Annotated in this window: 24 protein-coding genes and 1 pseudogene; 15 read left to right on the top strand and 10 right to left on the bottom strand. The window is 61.9% G+C overall.

Annotation, left to right across the window (positions count from 1 at the left end; genetic code table 11):
- Positions 1 to 110: 110 nt before the first annotated feature.
- The 5 genes from WDB86_RS03665 to WDB86_RS03645 form a co-directional block, all read right to left on the bottom strand.
- Entirely contained in the window at positions 111 to 776 is a 666-nt protein-coding gene (locus WDB86_RS03665) for a hypothetical protein (RefSeq protein ID WP_406736644.1), read from the bottom strand.
- Positions 777 to 904: 128 nt separating this feature from the next.
- Positions 905 to 1939: a nucleotidyl transferase AbiEii/AbiGii toxin family protein gene (locus WDB86_RS03660; RefSeq protein ID WP_406736643.1), complete on the bottom strand. Its 1035-nt coding sequence runs from the start codon at positions 1937 to 1939 to the stop codon at positions 905 to 907.
- Positions 1932 to 2525 carry a DUF6088 family protein gene (locus tag WDB86_RS03655; RefSeq protein ID WP_406736642.1) on the bottom strand — a complete coding sequence of 198 codons (594 nt, stop codon included), beginning with the start codon at positions 2523 to 2525 and terminating at the stop codon, positions 1932 to 1934. The genes WDB86_RS03660 and WDB86_RS03655 overlap by 8 nt, the downstream gene beginning before the upstream one ends.
- Before the next feature lie 135 nt (positions 2526 to 2660).
- On the bottom strand, positions 2661 to 2924 hold the full coding sequence (locus tag WDB86_RS03650; RefSeq protein WP_020043354.1) for a pyocin activator PrtN family protein: 264 nt from the start codon (positions 2922 to 2924) through the stop codon (positions 2661 to 2663).
- Positions 2925 to 3161: 237 nt separating this feature from the next.
- Entirely contained in the window at positions 3162 to 4556 is a 1395-nt protein-coding gene (locus tag WDB86_RS03645; RefSeq protein ID WP_406736641.1) for a hypothetical protein, read from the bottom strand.
- Positions 4557 to 4831: 275 nt separating this feature from the next.
- Between WDB86_RS03645 and WDB86_RS03640 the strand changes: the two genes are divergently transcribed.
- From WDB86_RS03640 to WDB86_RS03615, 6 genes and pseudogenes are all read left to right on the top strand, one after another.
- Positions 4832 to 5794 carry an ArdC family protein gene (locus WDB86_RS03640; RefSeq protein ID WP_406736640.1) on the top strand — a complete coding sequence of 321 codons (963 nt, stop codon included), beginning with the start codon at positions 4832 to 4834 and terminating at the stop codon, positions 5792 to 5794.
- Positions 5791 to 6147: a DUF2958 domain-containing protein gene (locus tag WDB86_RS03635; RefSeq protein ID WP_406736639.1), complete on the top strand. Its 357-nt coding sequence runs from the start codon at positions 5791 to 5793 to the stop codon at positions 6145 to 6147. Before WDB86_RS03640 ends, WDB86_RS03635 begins: the two co-directional genes overlap by 4 nt.
- A 164-nt stretch (positions 6148 to 6311) precedes the next feature.
- A complete protein-coding gene (locus WDB86_RS03630; RefSeq protein ID WP_406736638.1) occupies positions 6312 to 8426 on the top strand; it encodes a ParB/RepB/Spo0J family partition protein in 2115 nt (704 codons plus the stop codon).
- 322 nt (positions 8427 to 8748) lie between these two features.
- Positions 8749 to 9126, top strand: a pseudogene (locus WDB86_RS03625) (hypothetical protein); the annotation flags it as partial.
- Positions 9126 to 10172 (top strand): toprim domain-containing protein, encoded by a 1047-nt coding sequence (locus tag WDB86_RS03620; protein ID WP_406736637.1) that lies wholly within the window; start codon positions 9126 to 9128, stop codon positions 10170 to 10172. The pseudogene WDB86_RS03625 and the gene WDB86_RS03620, both read left to right, overlap by 1 nt.
- 306 nt (positions 10173 to 10478) lie before the next feature.
- A complete protein-coding gene (locus tag WDB86_RS03615; RefSeq protein ID WP_406736636.1) occupies positions 10479 to 11405 on the top strand; it encodes a DUF2493 domain-containing protein in 927 nt (308 codons plus the stop codon).
- A gap of 65 nt (positions 11406 to 11470) precedes the next feature.
- On the opposite strand, the gene WDB86_RS03610 is transcribed toward WDB86_RS03615, so the two are convergent.
- Positions 11471 to 12916 carry a PLP-dependent aminotransferase family protein gene (locus WDB86_RS03610; RefSeq protein ID WP_406736635.1) on the bottom strand — a complete coding sequence of 482 codons (1446 nt, stop codon included), beginning with the start codon at positions 12914 to 12916 and terminating at the stop codon, positions 11471 to 11473.
- Positions 12917 to 13043: 127 nt separating this feature from the next.
- On the opposite strand from WDB86_RS03610, the gene WDB86_RS03605 reads away from it, so the two are divergent.
- Positions 13044 to 13670 (top strand): hypothetical protein, encoded by a 627-nt coding sequence (locus tag WDB86_RS03605; RefSeq protein WP_406736634.1) that lies wholly within the window; start codon positions 13044 to 13046, stop codon positions 13668 to 13670.
- Here WDB86_RS03605 and WDB86_RS03600 read toward each other — a convergent pair.
- Entirely contained in the window at positions 13583 to 14479 is an 897-nt protein-coding gene (locus WDB86_RS03600; protein ID WP_406736633.1) for a LysR family transcriptional regulator, read from the bottom strand. The genes WDB86_RS03605 and WDB86_RS03600 overlap by 88 nt on opposite strands.
- 107 nt (positions 14480 to 14586) lie before the next feature.
- Between WDB86_RS03600 and WDB86_RS03595 the strand changes: the two genes are divergently transcribed.
- The 4 genes from WDB86_RS03595 (at position 14587) to WDB86_RS03580 (ending at position 17896) form a co-directional block, all read left to right on the top strand.
- On the top strand, positions 14587 to 15654 hold the full coding sequence (locus WDB86_RS03595; RefSeq protein ID WP_406736632.1) for an SDR family oxidoreductase: 1068 nt from the start codon (positions 14587 to 14589) through the stop codon (positions 15652 to 15654).
- A 370-nt stretch (positions 15655 to 16024) separates the two neighbouring features.
- On the top strand, positions 16025 to 16831 hold the full coding sequence (locus WDB86_RS03590; RefSeq protein WP_406736631.1) for an AraC family ligand binding domain-containing protein: 807 nt from the start codon (positions 16025 to 16027) through the stop codon (positions 16829 to 16831).
- A gap of 67 nt (positions 16832 to 16898) precedes the next feature.
- Positions 16899 to 17300: a DUF2000 domain-containing protein gene (locus tag WDB86_RS03585; RefSeq protein WP_406736630.1), complete on the top strand. Its 402-nt coding sequence runs from the start codon at positions 16899 to 16901 to the stop codon at positions 17298 to 17300.
- Positions 17300 to 17896, top strand: coding sequence for a LysE family translocator (locus WDB86_RS03580; RefSeq protein ID WP_406736629.1), 597 nt, complete (start codon positions 17300 to 17302; stop codon positions 17894 to 17896). The genes WDB86_RS03585 and WDB86_RS03580 overlap by 1 nt, the downstream gene beginning before the upstream one ends.
- 242 nt (positions 17897 to 18138) lie before the next feature.
- Here the strand turns inward: WDB86_RS03580 and WDB86_RS03575 are convergent, their stop codons facing one another.
- Positions 18139 to 19044: a LysR family transcriptional regulator gene (locus WDB86_RS03575; protein ID WP_406736628.1), complete on the bottom strand. Its 906-nt coding sequence runs from the start codon at positions 19042 to 19044 to the stop codon at positions 18139 to 18141.
- Positions 19045 to 19140: 96 nt separating this feature from the next.
- Here WDB86_RS03575 and WDB86_RS03570 point away from each other — a divergent pair, with 96 nt between their 5' ends.
- Entirely contained in the window at positions 19141 to 19902 is a 762-nt protein-coding gene (locus WDB86_RS03570; protein ID WP_406736627.1) for an SDR family NAD(P)-dependent oxidoreductase, read from the top strand.
- Entirely contained in the window at positions 19899 to 20264 is a 366-nt protein-coding gene (locus tag WDB86_RS03565) for a carboxymuconolactone decarboxylase family protein (RefSeq protein WP_406736626.1), read from the top strand. The genes WDB86_RS03570 and WDB86_RS03565 overlap by 4 nt, the downstream gene beginning before the upstream one ends.
- A gap of 229 nt (positions 20265 to 20493) precedes the next feature.
- Here the strand turns inward: WDB86_RS03565 and WDB86_RS03560 are convergent, their stop codons facing one another.
- Positions 20494 to 21087, bottom strand: coding sequence for an IclR family transcriptional regulator (locus WDB86_RS03560; protein WP_406736625.1), 594 nt, complete (start codon positions 21085 to 21087; stop codon positions 20494 to 20496).
- Here WDB86_RS03560 and WDB86_RS03555 point away from each other — a divergent pair.
- On the top strand, positions 21077 to 21544 hold the full coding sequence (locus tag WDB86_RS03555; protein ID WP_406736624.1) for a LysR substrate-binding domain-containing protein: 468 nt from the start codon (positions 21077 to 21079) through the stop codon (positions 21542 to 21544). The genes WDB86_RS03560 and WDB86_RS03555 overlap by 11 nt on opposite strands.
- 13 nt (positions 21545 to 21557) lie before the next feature.
- Here the strand turns inward: WDB86_RS03555 and WDB86_RS03550 are convergent, their stop codons facing one another.
- Positions 21558 to 21932, bottom strand: coding sequence for a MerR family transcriptional regulator (locus WDB86_RS03550; protein ID WP_406736623.1), 375 nt, complete (start codon positions 21930 to 21932; stop codon positions 21558 to 21560).
- 86 nt (positions 21933 to 22018) lie between these two features.
- Between WDB86_RS03550 and WDB86_RS03545 the strand changes: the two genes are divergently transcribed.
- A complete protein-coding gene (locus WDB86_RS03545; RefSeq protein ID WP_406736622.1) occupies positions 22019 to 22801 on the top strand; it encodes an alpha/beta fold hydrolase in 783 nt (260 codons plus the stop codon).
- The last annotated feature ends 108 nt before the right edge of the window (positions 22802 to 22909 follow it).

The raw sequence follows: 22909 nt of genomic DNA, 5'->3' as shown, positions 1-22909 counted from the left end.
GCTTCATGAAGTGACTGGGGTGCGTCAACGACTTTGCTGCTAAAATTCTGAGGCGACAGGTTATGCGGTGGGGGTCGGTAAATGCGGTAGCCACGATCGTTGCCCATACGCTATCCTCCGAACAAATCTCCTGTTTTGGATCGTTCATCGAGGAGATCATAGAAGGTTTCCATGTGTTTTATGAAGCCCTCTTCAGTAACTCTGTAACGAAAATCAAAGGTTTCTGCTCTGAATTTTCGTATCCCGGACAATTCCGGGTACTCTACCAATATTAAGAAATGCGGGACTTGCCTCTCAGTTGCGGCAATGGCGTTAACGATCGCATGTCTCTGTTGCTGCTTGAGTGGAGGTGACTTATAGGGATAAATAAAGACTTCGAAAATTTCCTGATTTGCCTTGAAGCTAAAATCAGGTGAAATGTCGACTTCATGCTTTCCGAAGGCGATAGTCCGCCGCTCACGTTCGATGAAATTCGCCTTTCCAATTGGAATATATCCACAGATTCCGTCAAAGATTCCTAGTTTTGCAGCGGCTTCCCCAGGCCCATCCAAGGCCGCAATCGTGTCGCGCGCCTTATCTGCGGGGTATCCTTTCAAGATCATAGTCAGGATATGATAGAGATCCTCGTAGTTCCAAACGCCACCGCGTTGAGCATCATATGCGGCGATTTTTTCTTTTAGTCTTTGCCGCTCCGAGGATGTTCCCGAAGGCCCATGCGCGCCGGGATTATATTCGCCTAACCCTCTGAGAAATTCGGTCTTTGACGTTCGTCGCACGCGCGCCTCGGATGCAGGATGAAATACAGATTTGAAGTCAAAACGACCCTTGGCATTGCGTCAAGACGTGACATTGCCAAGATCATCGGATCTCCGCTATCTGGCGTGAAATCTGTATGCCCACCCGCTCAGGTGCGGACGTGGTGATTTTTTGCTTCGAGCTTTGCGCGCTCGGCAATGGATGCGCAACGTTCGATGAGGTCGTCGAAACGCTCAGCGTCTTCAAGCAGGAGGCCGTCGTCGACCATATGCGCGTAGTCGGCCGCGAGCGCGGCGCGAGCCTCTCCGTTTGGGACCAGTTGCAGATTGCCGTGAACCGCGGTTTCATAGTCCACGGGCGTCCCGTCGGCCGTCTTCTCCGGGAAGAACATACGCTTGTGCCGCGCCACTGCTGAGGCGATGTCTCGGTCTGAAATAGCCACATCCGCGATGCCTGCATCGTCGAGGCGTACCAGGTCATGCCAATGGCGCGCGAAGCGCTCCCCGCGGAGCCGTCCCTGTACGCAGAAGACATGGATCGCCGTGGCCTTCTCCCAAAAGGTTCGTTCGGCATGCATCACGCGCGGTGTCGCGGTCGGAAAGGTCACGCCCTCGATCAGCCCGTTTGCGTCGCAGGCGACGTCACGCAGGCTCGCCGGTTCGCCCGTCGACCTCGCGCCGAATTCCAGCATGACGCTGGGGGCGACGTAACCGGAGCCAGAAGAGCCGGCCTCGTAATCGATGAAAAGCTTGTCGCCATCTGCCCGTGTCGAGGCCGATAGCCCTTGCGCTGCAATGGCGTCCTGGATCAAGGGCTGCGTCGTTTCGACGACCCATTTTGGCAATCGATCCCGAACAGCTTTCGACCAGCGCTTTTCCTCACTGCGTGTGGTTGGCAGGGCTTCGGCGCGTTCTCCCACCAGATCAGGTGCGATTGCCCGTATGTCATAGGTCAGATCGACATCTTCAGAAAAGCGCTGGATCACCCCATAGGCCTTGGAAAGGGAGGTTCCGCCCTTGAAAACGAGGTGCTCACCAAGCTCGGAACTGAAGAGGGTCTGAAGGGCCCAGACAACCCAGACGTCCTTTTCGAGCAGGTGCGCGGGTCGCCCGGAGCGATCTGCAACGACGGCCAGAGCCTCCTTGCGGTCTACAGACGACAACGACAGGAAGGGTTCAGACATGCGCCGCCTTTACGACACTGCGTGCAAGCCAGGTCGGGAACTGCGGTGCAGCGGTTACCAATTCGTCAAACGCCGCTGCGGGCAGTTTCCGCTTCAGCGATCTAAGAGCTGTCTCTGCCTGTTCCGGCCCGAGCCAGGCCAGGGCGCGAACAGCACTGCCAGCCGGCCTCTTCCCGAGGGCGAGTTGCCATCGGGGGGCATGGCGCAGTTCCACGAGTTGTTTGCCCAATGAGAGCGTGCGGCTGCGACCCGAGGTCAGGTACACGGAGCGAACAGGCACTTGCGTGGTCAGGCCGAGTGCATTCGCTTCGGCGGCGCCGGTTGGAACGATGACTTCGCCACGTTGCGCCGCGAGGGCCTCGACGGCCTGTTCCACGGACGGAGCACGCGTTCCAAACCGGCTTTTGATCGGTCGCAGGTAAACGCCGCGCCCGGCACGGATCAACTGGCCGCGCTCGGCAAGGCGCGACAAGGCCTGATCCACACCGGCACGGCTGCCGAGGTGCAGCAGGCCCTTTGCGGCAAGTGGCGCTCCTTCCGGAAGTCCCTCTGCATGGGTCAATATCTGTTCTGCAAGGTGCTGCATGATCTTTCTCCTGTCAGAAATATACGCAATTTTCTGACAGAATTCAATCCGCGCTGTCGGGCGAGGTGAGCAGGGTGGTGGCTTTGTGCCATGGGTAGCAGGCTGGCCTTCGGCGATTTTCAGATGGGAACACGCTTACCGAAGGCCCTGCAGTTGCAGGCATTCCTTGACGGCTGCAGCCCGCCTCTTGTCCAGGTACTCGGCGAGATCGTCGATGTGGACGCCTTTGGCGCATTTCTGGGATGCTTCCATGCGGACGAGGGGGAGGGCGATGGAACCAGCCGAGACTTTGCGGATGAACTTGTCGGTACTCAGACCGAAAAAATCCCTGGCGACATCCTCAGCGGGAATGATCGGTCGCCCGGAATACATTGCTATCAAGAGAAACGCCGTGTTCATGATCCCGGAATGAAGCACGATGGCATCGCTGGGAGAAGGGCGCGCAGCGGGTTGGCGGGGAAGCGGATAGCATGGCGCGCAAATCGGACGGGGGCGTTGGATCGGGGAGATTATCTGAAGCGTCTGAAGGGGTAGGGAATCCGTGCCTAGGTGGTCGTGCATAAGGCGTACCTCGGGCCGCAAATATCCTCGGGTGATCGAATGCGAGCACCTTCGGTGCATTCGGCATGATGCCTTTCACGCTTTTGGACTCTTCGACATCAGTTGCTCTAGGGTCGGCGGTGGGTCCGTGTCGTTTTGGATCAGTGTCTGGGACCATAGGATCGAGGTTTCGTAGAAACTCCGACACACCGTCTCGCCGTCCTGGTCGAACCAGTGTGTTGCCTCCGGCAGAAGTTCAAATGGCAAGGGATGGTGCGCGAACGGATTGTGAAAGACCTCGATTTCAGCCGACCACGGCTCACTCCCGATCGGCCAAAGGTTGCGATATTCATCGCTGGTCACATCCAGGCAGAAAGGGATGCCCTTGAGAGCGCCCGGCGTCCTGTCAAAGAAGTTGCCAATCCGAGTGTATCGCAATCCACTCGGTGCGCCCTGACCCGATACCGCAACGCGGTTGAGCTTGGCCATCGAACACGCGTTCGAAAAGATAACTGCGGAGAGCTCGGCATGGCCCGCATCGGCAAACAGGCCGGCGGGAAATCTGGCCTTGCCCTTGAGGTGGGTTGCTTTCGTCGGACGCGCAAACATGCGCCCGTCGATTTCAACCTCTTCCGCGCCCTCGCCATAGAGATATCCAATCAGTCCTTCCCGGCTCCAGATCATCGATGCCGGTGCCTGAAAGTCCGCAATTGCCAGGGCGAAGGGCTGACCCTTTACATGCGGCAACTGATCATAGTTGCGAGCAAGCTTGTTGCCGATCGTTTTGGCAAAGCGCAAAGCTCCGGCGCCGAAAAACGCCTCTTCCCGGTCGGCTGGCAAGGCGCTCGGAGGCGCGTTCACATGGTTGTAAGGATCTGCCGGATTAGCTGTCACAGCTTCTACCCATGCCGAACCGCCAAGCCTGTTCTCGATGCGGAAATCCGGGGACTCATATGGTTGGGTCACGAGCAATCCCTGCTCACGAAACGTCGCCAGCAGCTGCGCCTCCCACAACCGCGTGTGAAAGTTGTTCGTCTGGCAATCTCCTGCCCAGTTTCGATCTGGCTTTGGAAGCGCGAGATAGAGCTGGTTGAGCGTCCATGCCGCGGGGCGATGGGACGGCAGCGTCAACGTCGCGAACACGTCGCTCGCCGTCCTTCCCTCCAGATCATAGAGCGCGGGCCGCTGCATGACGCCCGAAGGAACAGGTTCCGGAGGCTCTCCGTCTTTCAGGAGAGGCGGCAACTGGGCGAGGGCTTCCTTTTCAGCGGCATAGCCTTCACGCTCGGCCGTCACCGTCCAGACTTGGTCGGTTCGCCTCCGCATGACCAGCACCCCATAGGAGCGATCGTTCAGATCACGCCTGAGAATGCCAAATGAGAGACCGTCTTCGCTGAGCCAGGCGCCGACAGGGGGCCGATTTCCGAACCCATGCCCCCTGGGGAGGGATAGCGCATAGATGCTGAATTCCCATTGCGGTAGCGCTCTCAAAACTTCGTTCCGTCAATTCAATTGGGGGGCGCCGATCGAGCGTTTCAAGTGTACTCCCACGATGTCCAGAGATATCCAGTTCTAGTCTTTAAAACCCCTGGTGAATAGCCGTGAGGGGAAAGCCTTCCCCTTGGTCGGCACTGGCGTTGCCGACGCACCCCCATCAGCGGGGAGACCCCGCAACGCCCCCTGAGAGTGAAAGTGCGGGCGGGTTTCCCGTGACGGGTTGAGGGCTGGAGGAGAGGCCTCCGGCGCCCGTCGCGGAGATCATCCCGATGACCAGAGAGCATCGCGCGGCCAGCAAGAGCGGTCCGCGCACGAACCTTTATGAAGACATCACCGACAAGATCATCGCCGAGCTGGAGGAAGGCCGGCTGCCGTGGGTCCAGCCCTGGGGGACGGCGGCGGCGCAGGCGCCGCTTGCCATGCCGCGCAACGCCAGTACAGGGCGGCAATATTCCGGGATCAATGTCCTGATCCTCTGGGGCGCCGTGATCCAGCAGGGCTATCCAACCCAGCACTGGCTGACCTTCCGCCAGGCGCTGTCGCTCGGCGGCAATGTCCGCAAGGGCGAGCGGGGCACAACCGTCGTCTATGCCGATCGTTTCACGCCTGAAGACGAGAAGCGCCGCGCCCGGGAGGCCGGGGAAGACGCAAACAGCATCCCGTTCCTGAAGCGCTTTACCGTGTTCAATGCGGCGCAATGCGAGGGTCTGCCCGACGACATCGCCATCGATGCACCGCCACCGCCGCCCGGGCTGATCGAGCGGCGGGTCGAGGCATTGATCGCGGCGGCCGGTATCGACTTCCGGATCGGTGGCAACCGCGCCTTCTATGTCCCCGCGCTCGATTATGTGCAGGTGCCACCTCCGCAGGCCTATTTAGAGCCGATCAACTGGCATAGGACCGCCCTGCACGAGATGGGGCACGCGACAGGACATGCCTCACGGTTGGGGCGGGACTTCTCAGGCGGTTTCGGTACGAAGACATACGCCTTTGAGGAACTGATCGCCGAGATTTCGAGCGCGTTCTGCTGCGCCTCGCTCGGCATCGTGCCGACTGTGCGCCACGCCGATTACGTGGGCGCGTGGCTGGAGGTGATGCGCGAGGATTCCCGCGCCATCGTGCGTGCCGCCTCGCTTGCCAGCAAGGCGGCCGACTGGCTGCTGGCCCATCTGCCCGACGACAGCACCGATGTTGAGCGGCAGACCCCGACGGAAGGGAGGGCTGCGGCATGATCCTTCTGACGGCGTCACAACGCGCGCAGCTTTTGGCCAATGGTCGCCAGGCTGATACCGACGACATTCCGGTCGTGAAGTTCTTCAATCCCTTCGGCGCCGGTGTCTGGCTTGCGACCGAGCTCGACGAGGACGGCGACATCATGTTTGGCCTGGCCGACATTGGCTACCCCGAGCTTGGCTCCTGGAGCCTCAACGAACTGCGCTCGATCCGGCTGCCCTTCGGCATTGGCATCGAGCGGGATCTGCTGTTCACCGGGGATTTCCCGATCTCGGTCTGGGCCGAGACCGCCCGCGAAACCGGCAGTATTCGCGATGCCGAGTGTATGCTCTATCGCTCTGGCTTCGGTTGACCGGGATCCTCTCCGATACGCAGATCCGGCATTCCTGATTGCTGGGTTTGTGGTTCTGCGGGTTCGGCGTCGCTCTCTTCAGAGGAAGAGGGCGGCGCTTCGCTTCGTGACGGGCTTGTAGCCGGAGAGAGAGGCTCCCCGGCGTCCGTCATGGAGACACTGACATGGCCACTGCCACGCAGAAAATCACCCTGTCGTCCTCGCGCGACATCCCCTTCAACAAGCTGGTGCTCAGCCAGTCCAACGTCCGGCGCGTGAAGGCCGGCATCTCGGTCGAGGAACTGGCCGAGTCCATCGCCCGTCGCGGGCTGATCCAATCGCTGCATGTCCGGCCCGAGCTCGACGCCGAGGGGCAGGAAACCGGCCTCTTCGAGGTGCCGGCTGGCGGCCGCCGCTATCGTGCGCTGGAATTTCTGGTCAAGCAGAAGCGCCTCAACAAGACCACGCCGGTGCCCTGTATCGTCTCGGAGGCCGGAGACGACATCCTGATCGACGAGGTGTCGCTGGCCGAGAACATTGAGCGCGCGCCGCTGCATCCGCTCGACCAGTTCCGCGCATTCCAGGTCCTTCGTGAGAAGGGCATGAGTGAGGAGGAAATCGCCGCCGTCTTTTTCGTCGACGCCAAGGTGGTGAAGCAGCGTCTGCGTCTGGTCTCGGTCTCGCCGGCGCTGCTCGAGACCTATGCCGAGGACGGCATGACCCTGGAGCAGCTCATGGCCTTCACCGTCTCGGAGGATCACGCGCGGCAAGAACAGGTCTGGGAAGCGATCAAGCATAGCTGGCAGAAGGAGTCCTACACCATCCGTCGCATGTTGACCGAGACCACGGTGCGGGCCTCCGACAAGCGGGCGCTCTTCGTCGGCATCGAGACATATGAGGCGGCGGGCGGCTATGTGCTGCGCGATCTCTTCCAGCAGGACGATGGTGGCTGGCTTCAGGATCCGGTGCTGCTCGACCGGCTGGTCGGCAACAAGCTTAAGGCCGAGGCAGAAACCATGGCCGCCGAAGGCTGGAAGTGGATCGAGGTCGCGGCGGATTTCCCCTATGGCCATACCAGCGGCCTGCGTCGCCTGACCGGCACCACCATCGACCTGACCGACGAGGAACGTGCCGAGCGTGAAAAGCTGCGGGACGAGTTCGAGGCGCTGGAGGCGGAATATGCTCAGGCCGACGAGTTCCCCGACGCGGTGGATGTCCGTCTCGGCGAGATCGAGGAGGCACTGGAGGCCTTCGAAAGCCGGCCGATGCGCTATGACGCGGACCAGATGGGGAGGGCCGGTGTCTATGTCAGCATTCGCCACGACGGCCAACTCGCCGTCGAGCGCGGCTATGTCCGCCCCGAGGACGAGGTGGTGGAAGGTCAGGAAGGGCAGGGGGCCGATGGGTGTTCTCCCGAGGGCGGCGAGTCCGGTGGTATGCAGCGCGCTGTCATCACATTGGGCGGTACGGCGACCGAACCCGAGGAGGACGAAGAGCTTGAGACCATCCGACCGCTGCCGGATCGCCTCGTCAGCGAGCTGACCGCACATCGCACGCTGGCGCTCCGCGATGCCGTGGCGACGAACCCGGATGTGGCGATGACGGCGCTCCTGCATCGGTTGGTCACCGATTGCTTCCTGCCTCATTCCACCAGGGGGTGCCTCGAGGCCCATGTCAGGGAAGTTCATTTCCCGGCACAGGCCGACGACCTGGGCGAAAGCGCCTCGGCACGCGCCATCGCCTATCGCCACGAACGCTGGGGCGATCACATTCCGGCCGACGATGCGGCGCTCTGGGACTGGCTGGTCGATCAGGACGATGACACCCGGATGGAGTTGCTCGCCCATTGCGTCAGTTTTGGCGTCAACGCCTTGCACGAGAAGCCCAGCCCCTATGGCGGTATGGGCGTCAGCCAGAACGGGCTCGACGTGCGCCTGACCCAGGCCGACAGGCTGGCCCGGGCGACGGACCTCGACATGGTGGCCGTGGGCTGGCGGCCGACCGTCGCCAACTATCTCGGCCGTGTGACAAAGCCCCGGATCATCGAGGCAGTGCGCGAGGGCGCCGGCGAACGGGCCGCCCAGCTCATCGATCACCTGAAGAAGGGTGAATTGGCGGTGGAGGCCGAGCGCCTGCTGGCCGAAACCGGCTGGTTGCCGGAGCCGCTGCGCATGGTCGATCGCGATGCCGAAGCCGGGGGCGACACCGAGGCGGATGATCTGCCTGAATTCCTTGCCGGCGATGGCGAGGATGAAGACGCCACGGAGGACGAGGAGCAGCCAAGGGTCGCCGCCGAATGATCTTCAGGTGGGGCGGCGTTCGCTGCCCCGCCTCATCTCTTCCGTTTCCGCAACTTGCCCGGTCCTCGTGACCGGGCTTTTTCTTTGGAGAAATCCGATGTCCCCACATCTCGAAATTGACCAGATCTTCTGCGAGGACCGCGCCAACCTGCCTTCGAAGCGCACGCTGCCCTGGGAGGCAACCCGCGACGGCATCACGTTGGTGGTGCAGCCGAAACCGCATTGGGCCGAAGACATGCGTGTCTTTCGGCTCGAAAAGCGGCAATACTGCCGCTACTCCGATTGGACCACGAACGGCGGGAGCGCGTGGTTCTACGGTTACATCCAGACCGACGAGGGCGAACGCGTCATCGGTCTCTGCGTCTCGGCCGCATGGGCGGCGAATGCCGCCACCAGCGGGGGTGTGACCAGCATCACGCCCGATGAGGCCTATGCCGCGCTGATCGAGGGCCGAACGGTCTTCGATCTCGCCGAAGGGCTGCAACTGCGCCGGTCCCGCCTCATGGCCGCGAACCGGATCGAACTCACCGGCTTCACCAATACCATGCGCGATCGGCTGCGAACCTATGGTCTCTTCAGCGAGATCATCTCCTGGAAGCTGCGCTTGTTCGTGCCGGTGGACGCATCGGGGCCGGAGATCATCGGCAAACTGCTCGACCGCTTCCCGATCGAGCGCATTTCCGAGCGGGAGGCCGCGTAATGGCACGTCTCAACGCTTCCGAACTGGCGCAGCGTCTCGGCCGAGAGGCGGAGGCGGTGTGCCGCCACTATCTGTCAAACGGGCGCAAGCAGGGCAAATACTGGCAGGTCGGGGATGTACGGAACAGGCCAGGCCGCTCCATGTTCGTCCGTTTGACAGGGCCAGAGACCGGTAAGGGGGCGGCTGGAAAATGGACCGATGCCCAGAGCGGCGAGCATGGGGATCTGCTCGACGTGATCGGCGAAACCCTTGGCCTTATCGACTTCGCAGAAATTGCCGAAGAAGCGCGCCGCTTTCTCAGCATGCCGCACCCCAAGCCTGAGCCGCAGTCCCGCAAGTCCCGAAAACCGCCAGTACAATCCGGATCGTCCGAAGCGGCCCGCCGCCTCTGGCGCATCACGGACCCGCTCACCGGCAGTCTCGCAGAGACGTACTTACGACAACGCGGCATTGCGGATTTACACGGGACCGCAAATCTGCGTTTCCATCCGAGCTGCTACTGGCGGTCCGTGGGCGATGGGCCGACAGAGACATGGCCCGCCATGATCGCTGCCGTGACCGACCTCGATGGAAAAATCACCGGCGCGCATCGCACCTGGCTCCTTCGCGACGGCTCTGGCAAGGCGCCGCTCGATCCGCCGAGAAAGGCGATGGGAGACCTGCTCGGAAACGCTGTCCGGTTTGGAAAGGCGCAGCATGTCATGGCAGCGGGCGAGGGGATCGAAACGATTCTCTCGCTGCGGGAGGCATTGCCCAAGATTCCTATGGCTTCTGCACTTTCATCCGGACATCTCTCCGCCATCCAGTTCTCCCCGCATCTGCGCAGGCTCTATATCGTTCGCGACAACGATCCGGCAGGCGACGCCGCACGGGACAGCCTGGTGGACCGGGCCATCGAGGCCGGGATCGAGGCCATCACGCTTTCCCCCATGCTGGGAGATTTCAACGACGATCTCGTCAGCTTCGGACTGGAGGCGCTTCGGGCTCAAATCCGGGTGCAGATTGCCCCTGAGGACGTCAGCCGTTTCATGTCGCGCGCACCATAGCCAGAGAGGGCCATGATCGGGGACAACCGTTCCCGCCATGGGTAAGGGGTTGCGGCACCTCGGCAAGGGGACCGGGCCTTGGCCTTCTTGAGCGGGCGAGCGGCCCACAAACGCTCCGGCCCGGCAATGGCGGCGCCCGACTGATTTCCGTCGGCGGCGGAGCCGCCTTTACAGCGCGAAACAAATCAGCCGGGCTTTGCCATCAAGGCCCTCGCAAAGAGCTCGGGCTGTCAGACCGGAGCGCCCGTGGGCTTGTCGTCGCCATGAAGGCCGCGACGGTCGCGGTCCAGCCGAAGGACACAACTCATGTATGCCCATGACGAATTCGAACCCGATCACAGCACGTCTTCCACCGGCCATGTCATCGAAGAGCTCGAACTCTATGGCTACCGTCCCGCCGAGGGTGAGGCCGATCCCCGGATTACGCCCGAGGACACCGCCATCCAGGGCGCGGTTGCCGATATCTTCGACGCCCTGATCTCCACCATGGCCGACACCAGCCTCGATTTCGACCTCGACGAGATCATGTGGTCCACCGTCAGTACCTTCCACCGCGCTGTCGAGCGGATCGAACGCAAACTCGACGATAACGAGCAGACCCAGAAGCGCCTTCAGCGCGAACAGGACGGAAGCGAGGTGAAATCCGTTCAGTTGGAGACCCTGATCGGCATCGGACAAAACCTGATCGAGCGCCGCGACAGCATGGAGACCTTCCGCGACACTGCCGCCGACCTCTTCCTGCGCACCACCGGCACACCTTGGTCGCCGCGCTCCGGATCACGGGTCAACCATCGCCAGATGACCTCGGCCGTGATCGACAGCCGCGATTTCCTTGCCGCCAAGCGACGGGCCGACAATGAGGTGCTCTTGCCCGCTGGGCCGAAGATTGCCTTCTCGGGCGGGGAGACCACCGATCACCGGATGATCTGGGACAGACTCGATCAGGTCCATGCCAAGCATCCGGATATGATCCTCCTGCACGGTGGATCACCGAAAGGCGCAGAACGCATTGCGGCCAGTTGGGCCGACAATCGCAAGGTGCCGCAGGTTGCCTTCAAGCCCGACTGGACGAGACACGCCAAGGCGGCGCCATTCAAGCGCAACGACCGGATGCTAGATACCATGCCGATCGGGGTCATAGTCTTCCCCGGTACCGGCATCCAGGAAAACCTCGCCGACAAGGCCCGCAAGATGCGCATCCCGGTCTACCGCCTGGAGGAGGGCAGCGCGTGAGCGCTGCGTTCTGGACGAACGGCCGGTTAGGTTTGGCTATTTCGACCTGAATGCCTTGCCAGTATTCACACATGCTTCGTGTCCTGATTGAACTGATTTCTCAGCTCGTCGCGCAACCTAGCGATGCGCTCAGGTGTAGCGCTGCCCAGACCGATCACCAGCCCGCGCAGGTCACCTCTCTGACAATAGCCGGAGAGGCACCCCGGATGCAGACCATGATGTGCCAATTGCGCGAGGACAGACTGCTCGTCCAGACCACGTCTGAACTGTAGGGTGACCTGTACGCCCCCGTCGGGCGGATGAACCGTCACATCGGGGAGGGTGGCCAGCGCTTCCACCAGCGTGCGGACCCGCCCGTGATAGGCCCGCGCGATCCGCCGGATTTGGGCACGATAGCGGCCGGATCGCATCAGTTCAGCCAGTGCGAGCTGTGCATGAAGGTTCGCCAACATCCCAAGGTTGCGCTGCGCCCTGCGGACCGGGCCGATCAGGCCGGGTGGCACCACGATCCAGCCGATCCGCAGGGCGGGCAGCAGCGCTTTCGACGCGGAGCCGATCAGCACGACATGCCCGCCATGATCCTGGGCCGCCAGTGCCGGGATTGTCCGGCCCGACCAATGAAAATCGCTGTCGTAGTCGTCTTCGATCAAAACCGCGCCCGACGCCTTGGCGCGGGCAATGAAACCCAGCCTCCGCGAAAGCGAAAGCCGCGCACCCAGCGGGTATTGGTTCGACGGCGTGAGATAGGCCAGCCGGGCCCCTGTGGGGAGGCTCGCCGGATCCGCCCCACCCGGATCAACCCGAAGCGGAGAGATCCGTAGCCCCGCCCCGAGAAATGCGGCGCGGGCACCGAGCCAACCGGGGTCTTCCACTGCAGCGAGATCACCGGGATCCGCGAGGACCTGCGCGAGCAACGCCATGGCGGCCTGGCTTCCCGGTACAATGACAATTTGCTCTGCCGTAACATGAACGCCCCTGTCGGCGGCGAGACGATCCTGCAAGGCCATTCGCAGTTCCTTTGCACCATATGCGGAACCGTAGAGCGCAGATGCACCACGCTGCCTCCGAGACACGCGCCGCAGGAGGCGCGCCCATTCATCAGCCGGAAACATGGTTTCATCCGGCTCCCCGGGCGCCAGCGCCTCACCGGAGAGGGGCAAGACGTCTCGACGATGATCCACACCCAGAGCTTCCCCTCTCTGTGACGGGACCGGGCCCTGGCTACTTGTCTGTTCTTGCACACATGGCTCCGGCGTGACCACGCGCGGCGCGGTCCCCTGTCGCACCGTGATGATCCCCTCGGCGGCCAGCAACTCATACGCGGAAGTGACTGTCATACGCGAAACACCAAGCGCCTGCGCGGCACTTCGGCTCGACGGCAGCTTGTCGCCATTGCCTATGCGGCCCTCACGGACCGCACGCACAAGATCGAGATAGAGCTGTGTCGGCAGCGGTTCAGGGCGCTCTTCGGAGAGGTGGCAGACGGATGTCAACCAAACTGGACTACGCATTATCGATCTAACTGGACATTTGTTTGGTCCAGTTGAGCTACTACTAATGCCTCATGTCAATCCTCCTCGTGCCACGCCTGCCGCGTCCGTGCTGTTTGGCGCCGCTCCTACGTCAAGGCCGCATATCATGATGCAAACAGAATCCTTTCGCCATATTCCGTGGGTCTTCGCCCTGTTCTGGGGCGCTTTGCTCGCCGCAGCAGGCTATGGCGCAACCTTCATCCTGACGCGCCATTTCATCGCGTTCGGAGGCTCCGAGATCGACACGGGCACAGTGCTCGCCGTAGCGGTGGCCGGCACGTTTTTGAGCCTGCCGATAACCGGAACCTTTGCGACCTCTTTCGGACCGGCGCGCTGTGCCGCTGTTGGTGTTGGCCTCGTCGCCTTGGCCTTTGCGCTTATTGCACTGTCTGAAAGCGCGGACGTTCTGGGTTCTGCCGGAGGGTTCGCGCTCGGGTGTGGCTGGGGCGCGTTTTACCTTGCAGCACCAATGGCCCTGTCCCGGCTCGTCGATGATGCGGTCCGGGCGTATTGGTTCCGCCGCAGGTCGGCTCCGAACCCCAAACTCCCGCGTCCGTGCCAAGGCTTTGCGGCAACGGCATTGGGCCGCTCTCAGCCCGAAACTGCCCTTCCTCTTGATGTTTCCGGCCTGCATTTCATAACGTTCTATGAATGCAAGAGACTTGCGGTTTCCGTCTGCAGGAACTCCACGAAAGCCCGTACGCGCACGGGAATGAAATGCGCAGAGGGATAGACCGCGTGGACTTCCAGTGGAGCATATTCATAGTCAGGGAGAACACGTTGCAAACGCCCATCTTCCAACTCGCGGCGGATCAATGGCATTTGCGCGGCGCCTAAACCAAGCCCTGCCACCAAAGCCCTCGTCAGCGCGTAGGCGTTATTGGCTTTGAAGACGGTTCTTACTGGACAGTCTTCAAGGCCAGCCGGGCCGATCAAGGGCATGGCATCGCCGTTAGGGGTAGCGTTGAAGCGCACTTGGACATGCTGTTTCAGATCCACGATGCTCTCCGGTATCCCATTTGCCGCCATATAAGCGGGAGAGGCCACCAGAATCCGACGCACTTCGCCTAGGCGCCGCGCCACAAGGCCCGAGGAAGGCAAGGTCCCGAGGCGGATCGCGACGTCGACGCCTTCAGCGGTGAGGTCTGCAATACGGTCGTCCAGCACCAGATCCAGTTCCAGATCCGGGTGGAGCTGGTGAAACCTGACCGCAGCATCCGCGATATGGCTCTGCCCAAGCCCGACCGGCGCATGTACCCGGAGCGCCCCCCTGAGCGCAGCCTCGCCATCGGACGCCATCTCGGTCGCTTCCTGAACCGCATCCAAAATGCTCAGGGATCGTCTGCGAAACTCCTCTCCGGCATCGGTCAGTGTCAATTGCCGGGTCGTTCGCTGGATCAGTCGGACGCTGAGATGCCGCTCCAGCGCTGCAATCTGCTGGCTGACAGCTGACTGGGACAGGCCCAGGTCCCGTCCCGCTGCCGTAAGGCTGCCGGTATTCGAGACACGAAGGAAGATCATCATTGCGCGCAGCATATCCATCGAAATTCATTCGCTTATCTAATAGATCTTAGAAGATCTGGCCAACTTCTCGCGTCATGACTTATGTGTGAAGCCTTGTCCATCGCAAAGCAAGATGGAGAAGAACAATGGAAACAGTACCAAGAGTGGCGCTTGTGGTCGGGGCAAACGGCGTGATCGGCGGCAACCTGATCGACTATCTGTCAACGCTGGATGACTGGCAGATCATCGGGCTGTCGCGCCGCGGCGGACAGTCCACCGAACGCATCCGCTACATCAGCGTCGATCTGTTGGATGCACAGGACACCAGCGCAAAGCTCTCGGGGCTCACCGAGGTTACACATATCTTCTACGCGGCCTATCAGGATCGCCCGAGTTGGGCTGAACTGGTGCCCCCCAACCTGGCCATGCTGACCAATGTGGTCGATGCGATCGAACCGGTGGCACCGCGGCTGGGGCATGTCAGCCTGATGCAGGGATACAAGGTCTACGGGGCACATCTCGGCCCGTTCAAGACACCGGCACGAGAGGACGACCCCGACCATATGCCGCCGGAGTTTAACATCGACCAGCAGGCCTTTCTCCAGCGTCGTCAGGCCGGCAAAGACTGGTCCTGGTCGGCTCTGCGTCCCTCGGTCGTGATCGGCTTCGGCCTGGGAAATCCGATGAACCTCGCCATCGCAATAGCTGTTTACGCCTCGATGTCCAAGGAACTAGGGCTGCCCCTGCGGTTTCCAGGTAGACCGGGTGCCTATGACAGCCTGCTGGAGATGACGGATGCCGCGCTCCTGGCCCATGCGACAGTCTGGGCCGCGACCACACCAGCCTGTGCCAACCAGGCGTTCAACATCACAAACGGCGACATGTTCCGCTGGTCCGAGATGTGGCCGAAGATCGCAAGATACTTCGACCTGGAGGTTGCGCCGCCTCTGCCCATGTCCCTGTCCACGATCATGGCAGACAAGAGTCCGCTCTGGGAGAGCCTGGTATCCCGTTACGACTTGGCCGTTTCCTCCTACAAGCAGGTCTCTTCATGGGAGTTTGCAGATGGGGTGTTCGGCTGGAACTACGACTTCTTTTCTGACGGCTCGAAAGCACGGCGCTACGGCTTCCACGAATTCGTCGACACTGAAGCGATGTTCCTTTCGGTCTTCGACACCCTTCGAACGCGCGGGATCATACCGTCCGCAAGATAGCGGTTATCCCGAGCCGCCTGGGCAAACGTGATCAAGGGGACAGAGCGCTCGGACGGTGTGCTGTCAGAATACCGATATGAGGCCAAGGCACCAAGCGTATCTCGCGGAAACTGTCCTTGGGGCACGTCCGCTCTCTGTGCATTGCCGTTCGCTCTGCCGAGCTTCATCCTCTGAAAATGCTGCGCGATGGACGAATGGCCGGTCTGGTGAAGCTGCACCGCAGCGTTCATGCAGGGGCTGAGCGGCAGCTCCGGGCCGCTCTTGCAGGTGAGCCAGCTTACCTGGACGAGGCGGTCGCCGCGCTGCCGCATGGCCGCTCCGAGCCCAAGAGGCCTTTCACGGTGAGTTGGACCGACTATATAGCGTCTCTATGCAGCGCAATCGCTATCACCATCTGGGCTGGTTTCACGGCATCGAACTTTTTGAAGCCTCATTCAGCAATCAGACTTTCGCCCGCCACGCTCATGAAGGCTTTGCCATCGGTGCGATCGGAGATGGCGCGGGTGGATACCAATGCCGGGGTGAAAGCATGGTGCTGCCCGCCGGGTCGCTGTCGCTAATGAACCCCGATGAACCCCATACCGGCCGCGCAGCGGCAGGTAGTGTGCGATACAATATGCTTTATGCTCCGGAGACGGCGGTGCGCGCGGTGCTCGGTCTGCGCGACTTGCGGGGCTTTGGCGAGATCGCTCCGCAGGATCGAGGGTTGAGGCTGACGAGGGCGCTGGCGCGGTTGGCGCGGAGCCTCAACAATCCGACAGAATATGCTGGCCGACTGGAGGCTGAAGAGGCTGTGCATGCGGTGCTGGCACAGGCTTTCGCGCATTACGGCGGTGCCGAATTGCGGCAGTCGGGTCGCGAACCCGCCGCCATTCGCGCCTTGCTGGAGCGGATCGAGGCCGGTGTCGCGGACGGCGAGAGCCTGAGCCTGTCCGATCTGGCCGAGCAGGTTGGATTAAATCCGTCGTACCTGATCCGCAGCACCACCCGAGCCACGGGCCTGACACCGCATGGCCATGTGCTGCGGGCGCGCGTCGATCTGGCACGCCGCCTGCTGCTGGACGGCACGCCTGCCGCCGAGGCAGCCATTGCTGCCGGCTTCTGCGATCAAGCGCATCTGATCCGGCAGTTCCGTCGCCACTACGGTGTGACGCCGGGCGCTCTGATCCGGCACTGAAGGTCAATTTCGTCCAATCCCACCTGGCAACCGGTGTGACATGGCAGGTCCCAAAAAGGATACAGCTATGTCACAGAAACCTGTTCTCATTTTGGACGAAACCCTGCCCACCGGCCTAAAGGCCAATTTTGCCGCCGTCCTGGGCATGAGCCTGGGGCAACTGCGCCCCGAGCTGGTCGGTGCCAACACAACCACGAGGGACGGTCAGGTGCTGGGCGGGATCACGACGGTTGCGCTCCCGGTGCTCGGTGCCTCGGCGGCCGACCTGCCGACGCTGTTTGCCGCTGCATCTGACCTTCCGCTGCGTCTGGCTTACATGCGCGCGGCATTCGAGGCCCACGACTATGCGGATTATTCCGCGCGCATCGCTGCTGCGCCGCTCGCGGGTCACACGCCGCAGGCAATCCTGCTGGCCGGGCCTCGAAAGGCTGTGGACCGGATCTGTAGTAGCCTGCCTTTGTTGCGCTGATGCCGCCGCTGGAGACGCTGTTGGCCATGTGCGGCTTTGCGCTGGCGTCCTCGGCGACGCCGGGGCCGGTCAATATCATCGGCGCAATGACGGGCGCGAGGCATGGAGCGCCACGGGCTCTGCGCTTCGTAAGCGGTGCGACCGCCAGCTTCCTCGCGCTGCTCGTGATTGTCGGAAGCGGGATGCTGATCGGAACCGAGTGGGTCTTGGCACTCGCATGGCCGATGACCCTTGCTGGTTCCGCCTATCTCTTGTGGATGGCATGCGGGCTGCTTCGAGGCGGTGGCGGAAACCCTGCGGACAGTGACCCCAGGATTCCCGGCTTCTGGTCCGGGGTCATGGTGCAGGGGCTTAACCCGAAAGCCTGGCTTGCGGTGTTCTCATCACTCTCAACCTTCGTGTTGCCTTTAGAGGACCGCACCAGCGGAATGGCCGTTTTCACGATCCTGTATGGTGCGATCTGCTGGTTGTCCCTCGCAGGTTGGGCATGGGGCGGAGCTCGGATCGGACAAAGCCAGATGCGTGTGTTCAACGGCATCATGGCACTGATCCTCGCTTTGTCGGTTACGTGGATGCTGGTGCAAGCCGTACCCTAACTGTCCGCTTTGTCCGCTCTACCTACATCGGGCCGCCGGGTCATGCTGCACAGCGCTGCGAACGGCCGGTTCGGTGAACTGCATCGCCGCGTAGGCTGGCCCGATGAAGGTCCGGAGAGGGGCATCTCTCCCGGGCAGCCAAACTCACCTCGGCGGCCAGCACACTACGCCGCCGCAAGTCCGCTCAGAGCCCAAAGTTGTCACGGGTGAGTCACAGTTAAACGTCTGCTCTACTGTGGCAGCTACTCACCCCAACTGTTCGTCGGACGACTTCCAAAGGTCGAGCGCGCGAAATCGATGAACGACGCCAGCCTTTGCGGCCTATATCGGTCGCGATGATAGATGAGCGCCATGGGCTGCTCAGGCAATTTCCAGTCGGCCAAAACCTGGACAAGCTCATCAGCCGCGACATCCTGGGCGACGAGACATTCAGGGAGCATTGCAATGCCCATGCCCGCTTTGGCGGCAACACGCACGGCCTGGCTGGAGTTCACGGTGATCGTCGCCTTCGGAGTCCAGTTTTGCGTCTCGGCATCCCTGACGAAGCGCCACGCTCTGCGTCCGGTCCTTGAAAACAGAACAGCCCGAAATCGTTCCAGATCCAATGGTGTGCGGGGCACACCGTGTGTCTTCAGAAAGTCGGCCGATGCGCAGACCATCATTCTATAAGGCGCGAGCCGGGTCTGCAGGAGCGTGCTGTCTTCCAGTTTCCCAATGCGAAAAGCCGCGTCAAATCCGCCTGCGATCAAATCCTCGTTGGTGTCAGACAGGACCAAGTCAACCTCAATGCCCGGGCTCATGTCGGTGAAGCTCTTCAGCGCGGGCATCAGGGCTTCGCTCCCGAAAGTGAGCGGCGCTGCGATGCGGAGGCGTCCTTGCGGCTGGGCGAGCTGGTCACTGGCCTTGCCCTCGGACTGCGCAACCAACTCCAGAATGTCCCGGCATTGTTCGAGATAGCTTTCGCCAAAGTCCGTAAGGCTATGTTTGCGCGTTGTCCGGTTGAGCAGGCGAACCTGAAGATGGTTCTCCAGGGCTCCGATCCGTTGCCCGACCAAGGCGCTTGTGACGTTGAGTTTCTGTGCCGCGGCATTCATTGACCCCGCTTGCACGACTTCGACGAAGGTGCGCATGGCGATGAAGAGATCCATTACAAAGTAATCCTTTTGTAAGCGACAAGTATTATCGAAATTATCATAGATTATTTTTCATATACATCTCATTCCATCAATCCACGACGAGAAGACATGATGGAAAACCGATTTGAAAACCGCGCAGTGCTGGTGACCGGCGCCGGGACCGGGATGGGGCGCGCCGTTGCCCTTCGACTGGCTCGTGAAGGCGCGGCCGTTGCGCTTTGGGGGCGGCGGGCGGCGCCTCTTGAAGCCGTGGCGCAAGACATCCGTGCGTCCAGCGGCATGGCGTTTGTTTACACCTGCGACATCTCCGATCCCAAGGACGTGGCGGCCGGTATCGAGGCCACCCTTTCGCAATTCGGCAAGATCGATGCCCTCTTCGCAAATGCCGGGTATCTGGGCGATTTCAAGCCTTTACGTGAAACACAGGCCGCCGATTTCAGCGACCTCGTCCAGACCAACCTGGTCGGGACACAGCAAACGGTCGCGCAATGCCTGCCCCATATGGACCATGGCGCGGTGCTGATAAACGCCTCCTGGACGGCCGGGGCGGTCATGCCGGGAACGGGCGCCTACGCGGCAACAAAAGCCGGATTGCTAGCGATGATGCGGGTTTGGGCGGTGGAAGAGGGGCCGCGTGGCAATCGCGTCAATGCGATCAGCCCCGGAATTATCCTGACCCCGATGGCGGATGAGGTGCTGGACACGGAGATTTCCAGCCGGCTCTCCGGCCACACTCCGCTTCGGCGAAACGGCCGCCCGGAAGATGTGGCAGGCACTGCCGCATGGCTCTTGTCAGATGATGCCACTTTCGTAACGGGGCAGGATATTGTCGTGGATGGCGGGTTCACCCTGGGCGGAGCACTGCGATGACAGAGGCGGACGGAGCACGACTTGCCGACAGCCTCAATCCGGGTGTCCGGGAGGTTTTGGAAGAGCGGTATGGGCATCTCTTGCCGGGCATGGCGGATACGGTCATCGATATGGCCTATGACCGGTTCTACGCCCGCCCCGGGCTTGATCTCAAAAGCCGCTATATCGCGACGATTGCAGCCCTGACGGCAATGGGCGGTCAAACTGCGCCACAACTTCGGATCAATATCCAGGCGGGGCTGAAAGTCGGCCTGACGGAAACGGAGATCGCCGAAACGATTTGGCAAATGGCGCTCTATGGTGGCCTGCCCGCCGCAATCAATGCCCTGAATACACTCAGGGCAATCGGCGGCGACAACTGACACTGAGCGGACATTGGCGTGACGAGCAGTGAAGGTTCACTTTGTCCCGCACTGCTGACCTCGGGGCCCTGGACCATGCTGCGCGGTGCATGAAGGTCCGGTATGGGGAAACCGCGCTGCGGCAATGGCGATCTTGCCCAATGACCGGTGTGGGTCGTCCACGGCTGGAGGACCTAGCTCACCCAGGCGAGGAGCCTGGCAGGTCGCGGAACGACCGCTTCGATCCCTTCTACGAGATGCAATATCCTTCGCCCTGACTGCCACGACCCGCATCCGAGGCGAGCTCGCGCATGATCTGCGCCATCTCATCCAGACGCTTGGTAGTCAGGCGGCTGCTCGGTCCTGCGAGACCGAAGCCCGCGCGGACTTCGCCGTCGTCGCGCCAAGGGACGGCGACGCAATTGAGGCCGGGAGACCAGTTCTCACGGTCGAGGGCGTGGCCGCGTTCGGCTATGGCGTCGATCTCGGCTTCGATCCCGGGACCGATACGGTGTGCGTGGACCTCGAACATTCGGCGGCGAAGGGCCGGGAGGAACGCGAGGAAAAGAAGACCGATGGCTGAACCAGCCATCGGAAGGCGCTCACCGCGCTGGCTTGAGGCCCGAAGCGTGCGCGGGCTCTCGATCGCGTCGAGAAAGTAGACTTCGTCACCAGAAGGCACGGCGAGGAAAACGGTCTCGGAGGTGCGCGCCGACATCTCCTCGAGCGCGGGTCGCAAGCGGCGGCGCAGGACATCATCGTCGCCCACCACGCGGGCCAGGTTCAAGATCCGATCGCCCAGGTGATAGCGCATGTCGCCGGGGCGACGGCGGATGGCTGCCACGGATCAGGTCATCGAGAGCTTCACCACTGGGCAGAGTGCCGTGGCACTTTTCAACGATGTGGGGCCTGCGACACTTGCTGTGGAAGCGCTGACCGAGGAGCCACTTGTCTGGGCCGAAGCGCGGGGTGGCGTGGCCTCTGAACAGCAGCCTTTGCCGCTTGCGGTGGCAGAGGTCGGTTGTGCCTGGCGGGATGCGGCCCTCCAAGCGCTCGCGCAGGCGGGGATCACGTACCGCGTGGCCTATGCCAGTGACACCTCGATGGGGCAGGTGGCTGCCCTGCGTGCGGACCTGGCTGTCGCTGTACTCCCAAAATCGATGCTAGGGCACGATTTGCAGGGAGTTCCCGATGGTCGTGGGCTTCCGGTCTTGCCGCGCACGCAGGTTCGGGTGGCGTATGATGGAGGCACGCTGGCGGAAGCGGTGGTCAGCACTTTGCGAAAGATGAGCCCTGGCTAACGCCGCCCGTACCTCAGTCCCGGGAGGCTGGCACAGGGGCCGCCGGCAGGGCGGCAAGATAGCCTGCGATCTGGGATCGGGACCGCTCCATGTCGGCCAACTTCTGATCGAGCTTCGCCACCTCTCCCTCCAGCCGCGCTCGCAGGCGGTCGCAAGGGTGAAAAGTCGGTTGCGGGCTGATAATGCAAGGCAAGAGGTCGTGCATCGCCTCGATCGTCAGCCCAGCGTCTGCGAGCTGCCTTATCCGCTTCGCCTCTTCGAGGTCGGCGTCAGAATAGTCGCGATACCCGTTGTCTGTGCGATGTGGCTGGATCAGGCCCTCCGCCTCGTAGAACCGCAACATCCGGACGCTGATCCCGCTCCGCTGGGCAATTTCTCCGATCTGCATCGTTCGATCCTCATTTTCCGTTTGACCCTGACAGCGTTGTCAGGGTGCAGGACGGATACCGACACATCAAGTCGGAGAGTAAAATTATGTCGAAGATCGAATACCTGCACCATGACGGTGCCCGCATCGGATACCGTGATGATGGGAAGGGGCGGCCGATCGTGCTGATCCATGGAACTGGCGGTGACGGCGAGGCGAATTTTGCTGGTCTAATGCCGTATCTTTCCGACCGAAGGGTGATCCGGCCTGACTATGCCGGGTCTGGCCTGACCGATGATCCAACCGAGGTTCTAAGCCTCGACAGGCTGGTGGATCAGGTGCTTGCTGCGGTGGACCATGCCGGCGCCGGGACGTTCGCTCTTTTGGGGTTTTCGCTGGGCGCAGCGGTCGCCACGCGGCTGGCCGCGCGGCATCCGGGCAGGGTCGAACAGCTGGTTCTGGTCGGTGGCTTTGTCTCTAGCCATGATCCACGGGCGCAGTTGCAGTTCCGACACTGGGCGCAGCTTGCAAGGCAGGATCCTGCATCTCTGGCGCGCCTCATGCTGCTGACGGGCTTCAGCCATGGGTTCCTCAGCAGGATAGGTGACATCGAAGGGGTGATCGCCGACATGGTCGCGCACAGCAACTGGGCGGGCATCGCCCGGCAGGCAGAGCTGGATCTGCAGGTCGATGTTTCCGGCGATCTTGCTCAGGTTCGCGCTCCTACGCTGGTGGTGGGCAACCAGCATGATCAGATGGTGGATCCCAAGGCATCACGCGCCCTTGCCGAAGGCATCAATTGTGCGCGCCTCGAATGGGTCGAGGGGCCGCACCTCGCCCTCATCGAAGATCCAAAGGCTGTCGCGCAGCTCGTGATGCAGGCGATGTAACCTCGTATTTTCTGCCGCCGCGTACAGGCGTGGCGGCAGTTTGTCTAAGCGGCGATGGTGCCGAAAGGGTGGACTGCTGCGGGTCGTCGCTGCCAGCTTTGGGTCCGC

It is taken from the genome of Thioclava sp. GXIMD4215 (assembly GCF_045291555.1).
GTDB classification, from domain to species: domain Bacteria; phylum Pseudomonadota; class Alphaproteobacteria; order Rhodobacterales; family Rhodobacteraceae; genus Thioclava; species Thioclava litoralis.
This window is presented reverse-complemented; position numbering and strand designations above follow the sequence as displayed.

Excerpts from the sequence above, each read along its gene's own strand:
- WDB86_RS03660 (WP_406736643.1), bottom strand. The coding sequence starts at position 1,939 with ATGTCTGAACCCTTCCTGTCGTTGTCGTCTGTAGACCGCAAGGAGGCT.
- WDB86_RS03655 (WP_406736642.1), bottom strand. The coding sequence starts at position 2,525 with ATGCAGCACCTTGCAGAACAGATATTGACCCATGCAGAGGGACTTCCG.
- WDB86_RS03650 (WP_020043354.1), bottom strand. The coding sequence starts at position 2,924 with ATGAACACGGCGTTTCTCTTGATAGCAATGTATTCCGGGCGACCGATC.
- WDB86_RS03640 (WP_406736640.1), top strand. The coding sequence starts at position 4,832 with ATGACCAGAGAGCATCGCGCGGCCAGCAAGAGCGGTCCGCGCACGAAC.
- WDB86_RS03635 (WP_406736639.1), top strand. The coding sequence starts at position 5,791 with ATGATCCTTCTGACGGCGTCACAACGCGCGCAGCTTTTGGCCAATGGT.
- WDB86_RS03630 (WP_406736638.1), top strand. The coding sequence starts at position 6,312 with ATGGCCACTGCCACGCAGAAAATCACCCTGTCGTCCTCGCGCGACATC.
- WDB86_RS03620 (WP_406736637.1), top strand. The coding sequence starts at position 9,126 with ATGGCACGTCTCAACGCTTCCGAACTGGCGCAGCGTCTCGGCCGAGAG.
- WDB86_RS03615 (WP_406736636.1), top strand. The coding sequence starts at position 10,479 with ATGTATGCCCATGACGAATTCGAACCCGATCACAGCACGTCTTCCACC.
- WDB86_RS03610 (WP_406736635.1), bottom strand. The coding sequence starts at position 12,916 with ATGCGTAGTCCAGTTTGGTTGACATCCGTCTGCCACCTCTCCGAAGAG.
- WDB86_RS03605 (WP_406736634.1), top strand. The coding sequence starts at position 13,044 with ATGATGCAAACAGAATCCTTTCGCCATATTCCGTGGGTCTTCGCCCTG.
- WDB86_RS03600 (WP_406736633.1), bottom strand. The coding sequence starts at position 14,479 with ATGGATATGCTGCGCGCAATGATGATCTTCCTTCGTGTCTCGAATACC.
- WDB86_RS03595 (WP_406736632.1), top strand. The coding sequence starts at position 14,587 with ATGGAAACAGTACCAAGAGTGGCGCTTGTGGTCGGGGCAAACGGCGTG.
- WDB86_RS03590 (WP_406736631.1), top strand. The coding sequence starts at position 16,025 with ATGCAGCGCAATCGCTATCACCATCTGGGCTGGTTTCACGGCATCGAA.
- WDB86_RS03585 (WP_406736630.1), top strand. The coding sequence starts at position 16,899 with ATGTCACAGAAACCTGTTCTCATTTTGGACGAAACCCTGCCCACCGGC.
- WDB86_RS03580 (WP_406736629.1), top strand. The coding sequence starts at position 17,300 with ATGCCGCCGCTGGAGACGCTGTTGGCCATGTGCGGCTTTGCGCTGGCG.
- WDB86_RS03575 (WP_406736628.1), bottom strand. The coding sequence starts at position 19,044 with ATGGATCTCTTCATCGCCATGCGCACCTTCGTCGAAGTCGTGCAAGCG.
- WDB86_RS03570 (WP_406736627.1), top strand. The coding sequence starts at position 19,141 with ATGATGGAAAACCGATTTGAAAACCGCGCAGTGCTGGTGACCGGCGCC.
- WDB86_RS03565 (WP_406736626.1), top strand. The coding sequence starts at position 19,899 with ATGACAGAGGCGGACGGAGCACGACTTGCCGACAGCCTCAATCCGGGT.
- WDB86_RS03555 (WP_406736624.1), top strand. The coding sequence starts at position 21,077 with ATGGCTGCCACGGATCAGGTCATCGAGAGCTTCACCACTGGGCAGAGT.
- WDB86_RS03550 (WP_406736623.1), bottom strand. The coding sequence starts at position 21,932 with ATGCAGATCGGAGAAATTGCCCAGCGGAGCGGGATCAGCGTCCGGATG.
- WDB86_RS03545 (WP_406736622.1), top strand. The coding sequence starts at position 22,019 with ATGTCGAAGATCGAATACCTGCACCATGACGGTGCCCGCATCGGATAC.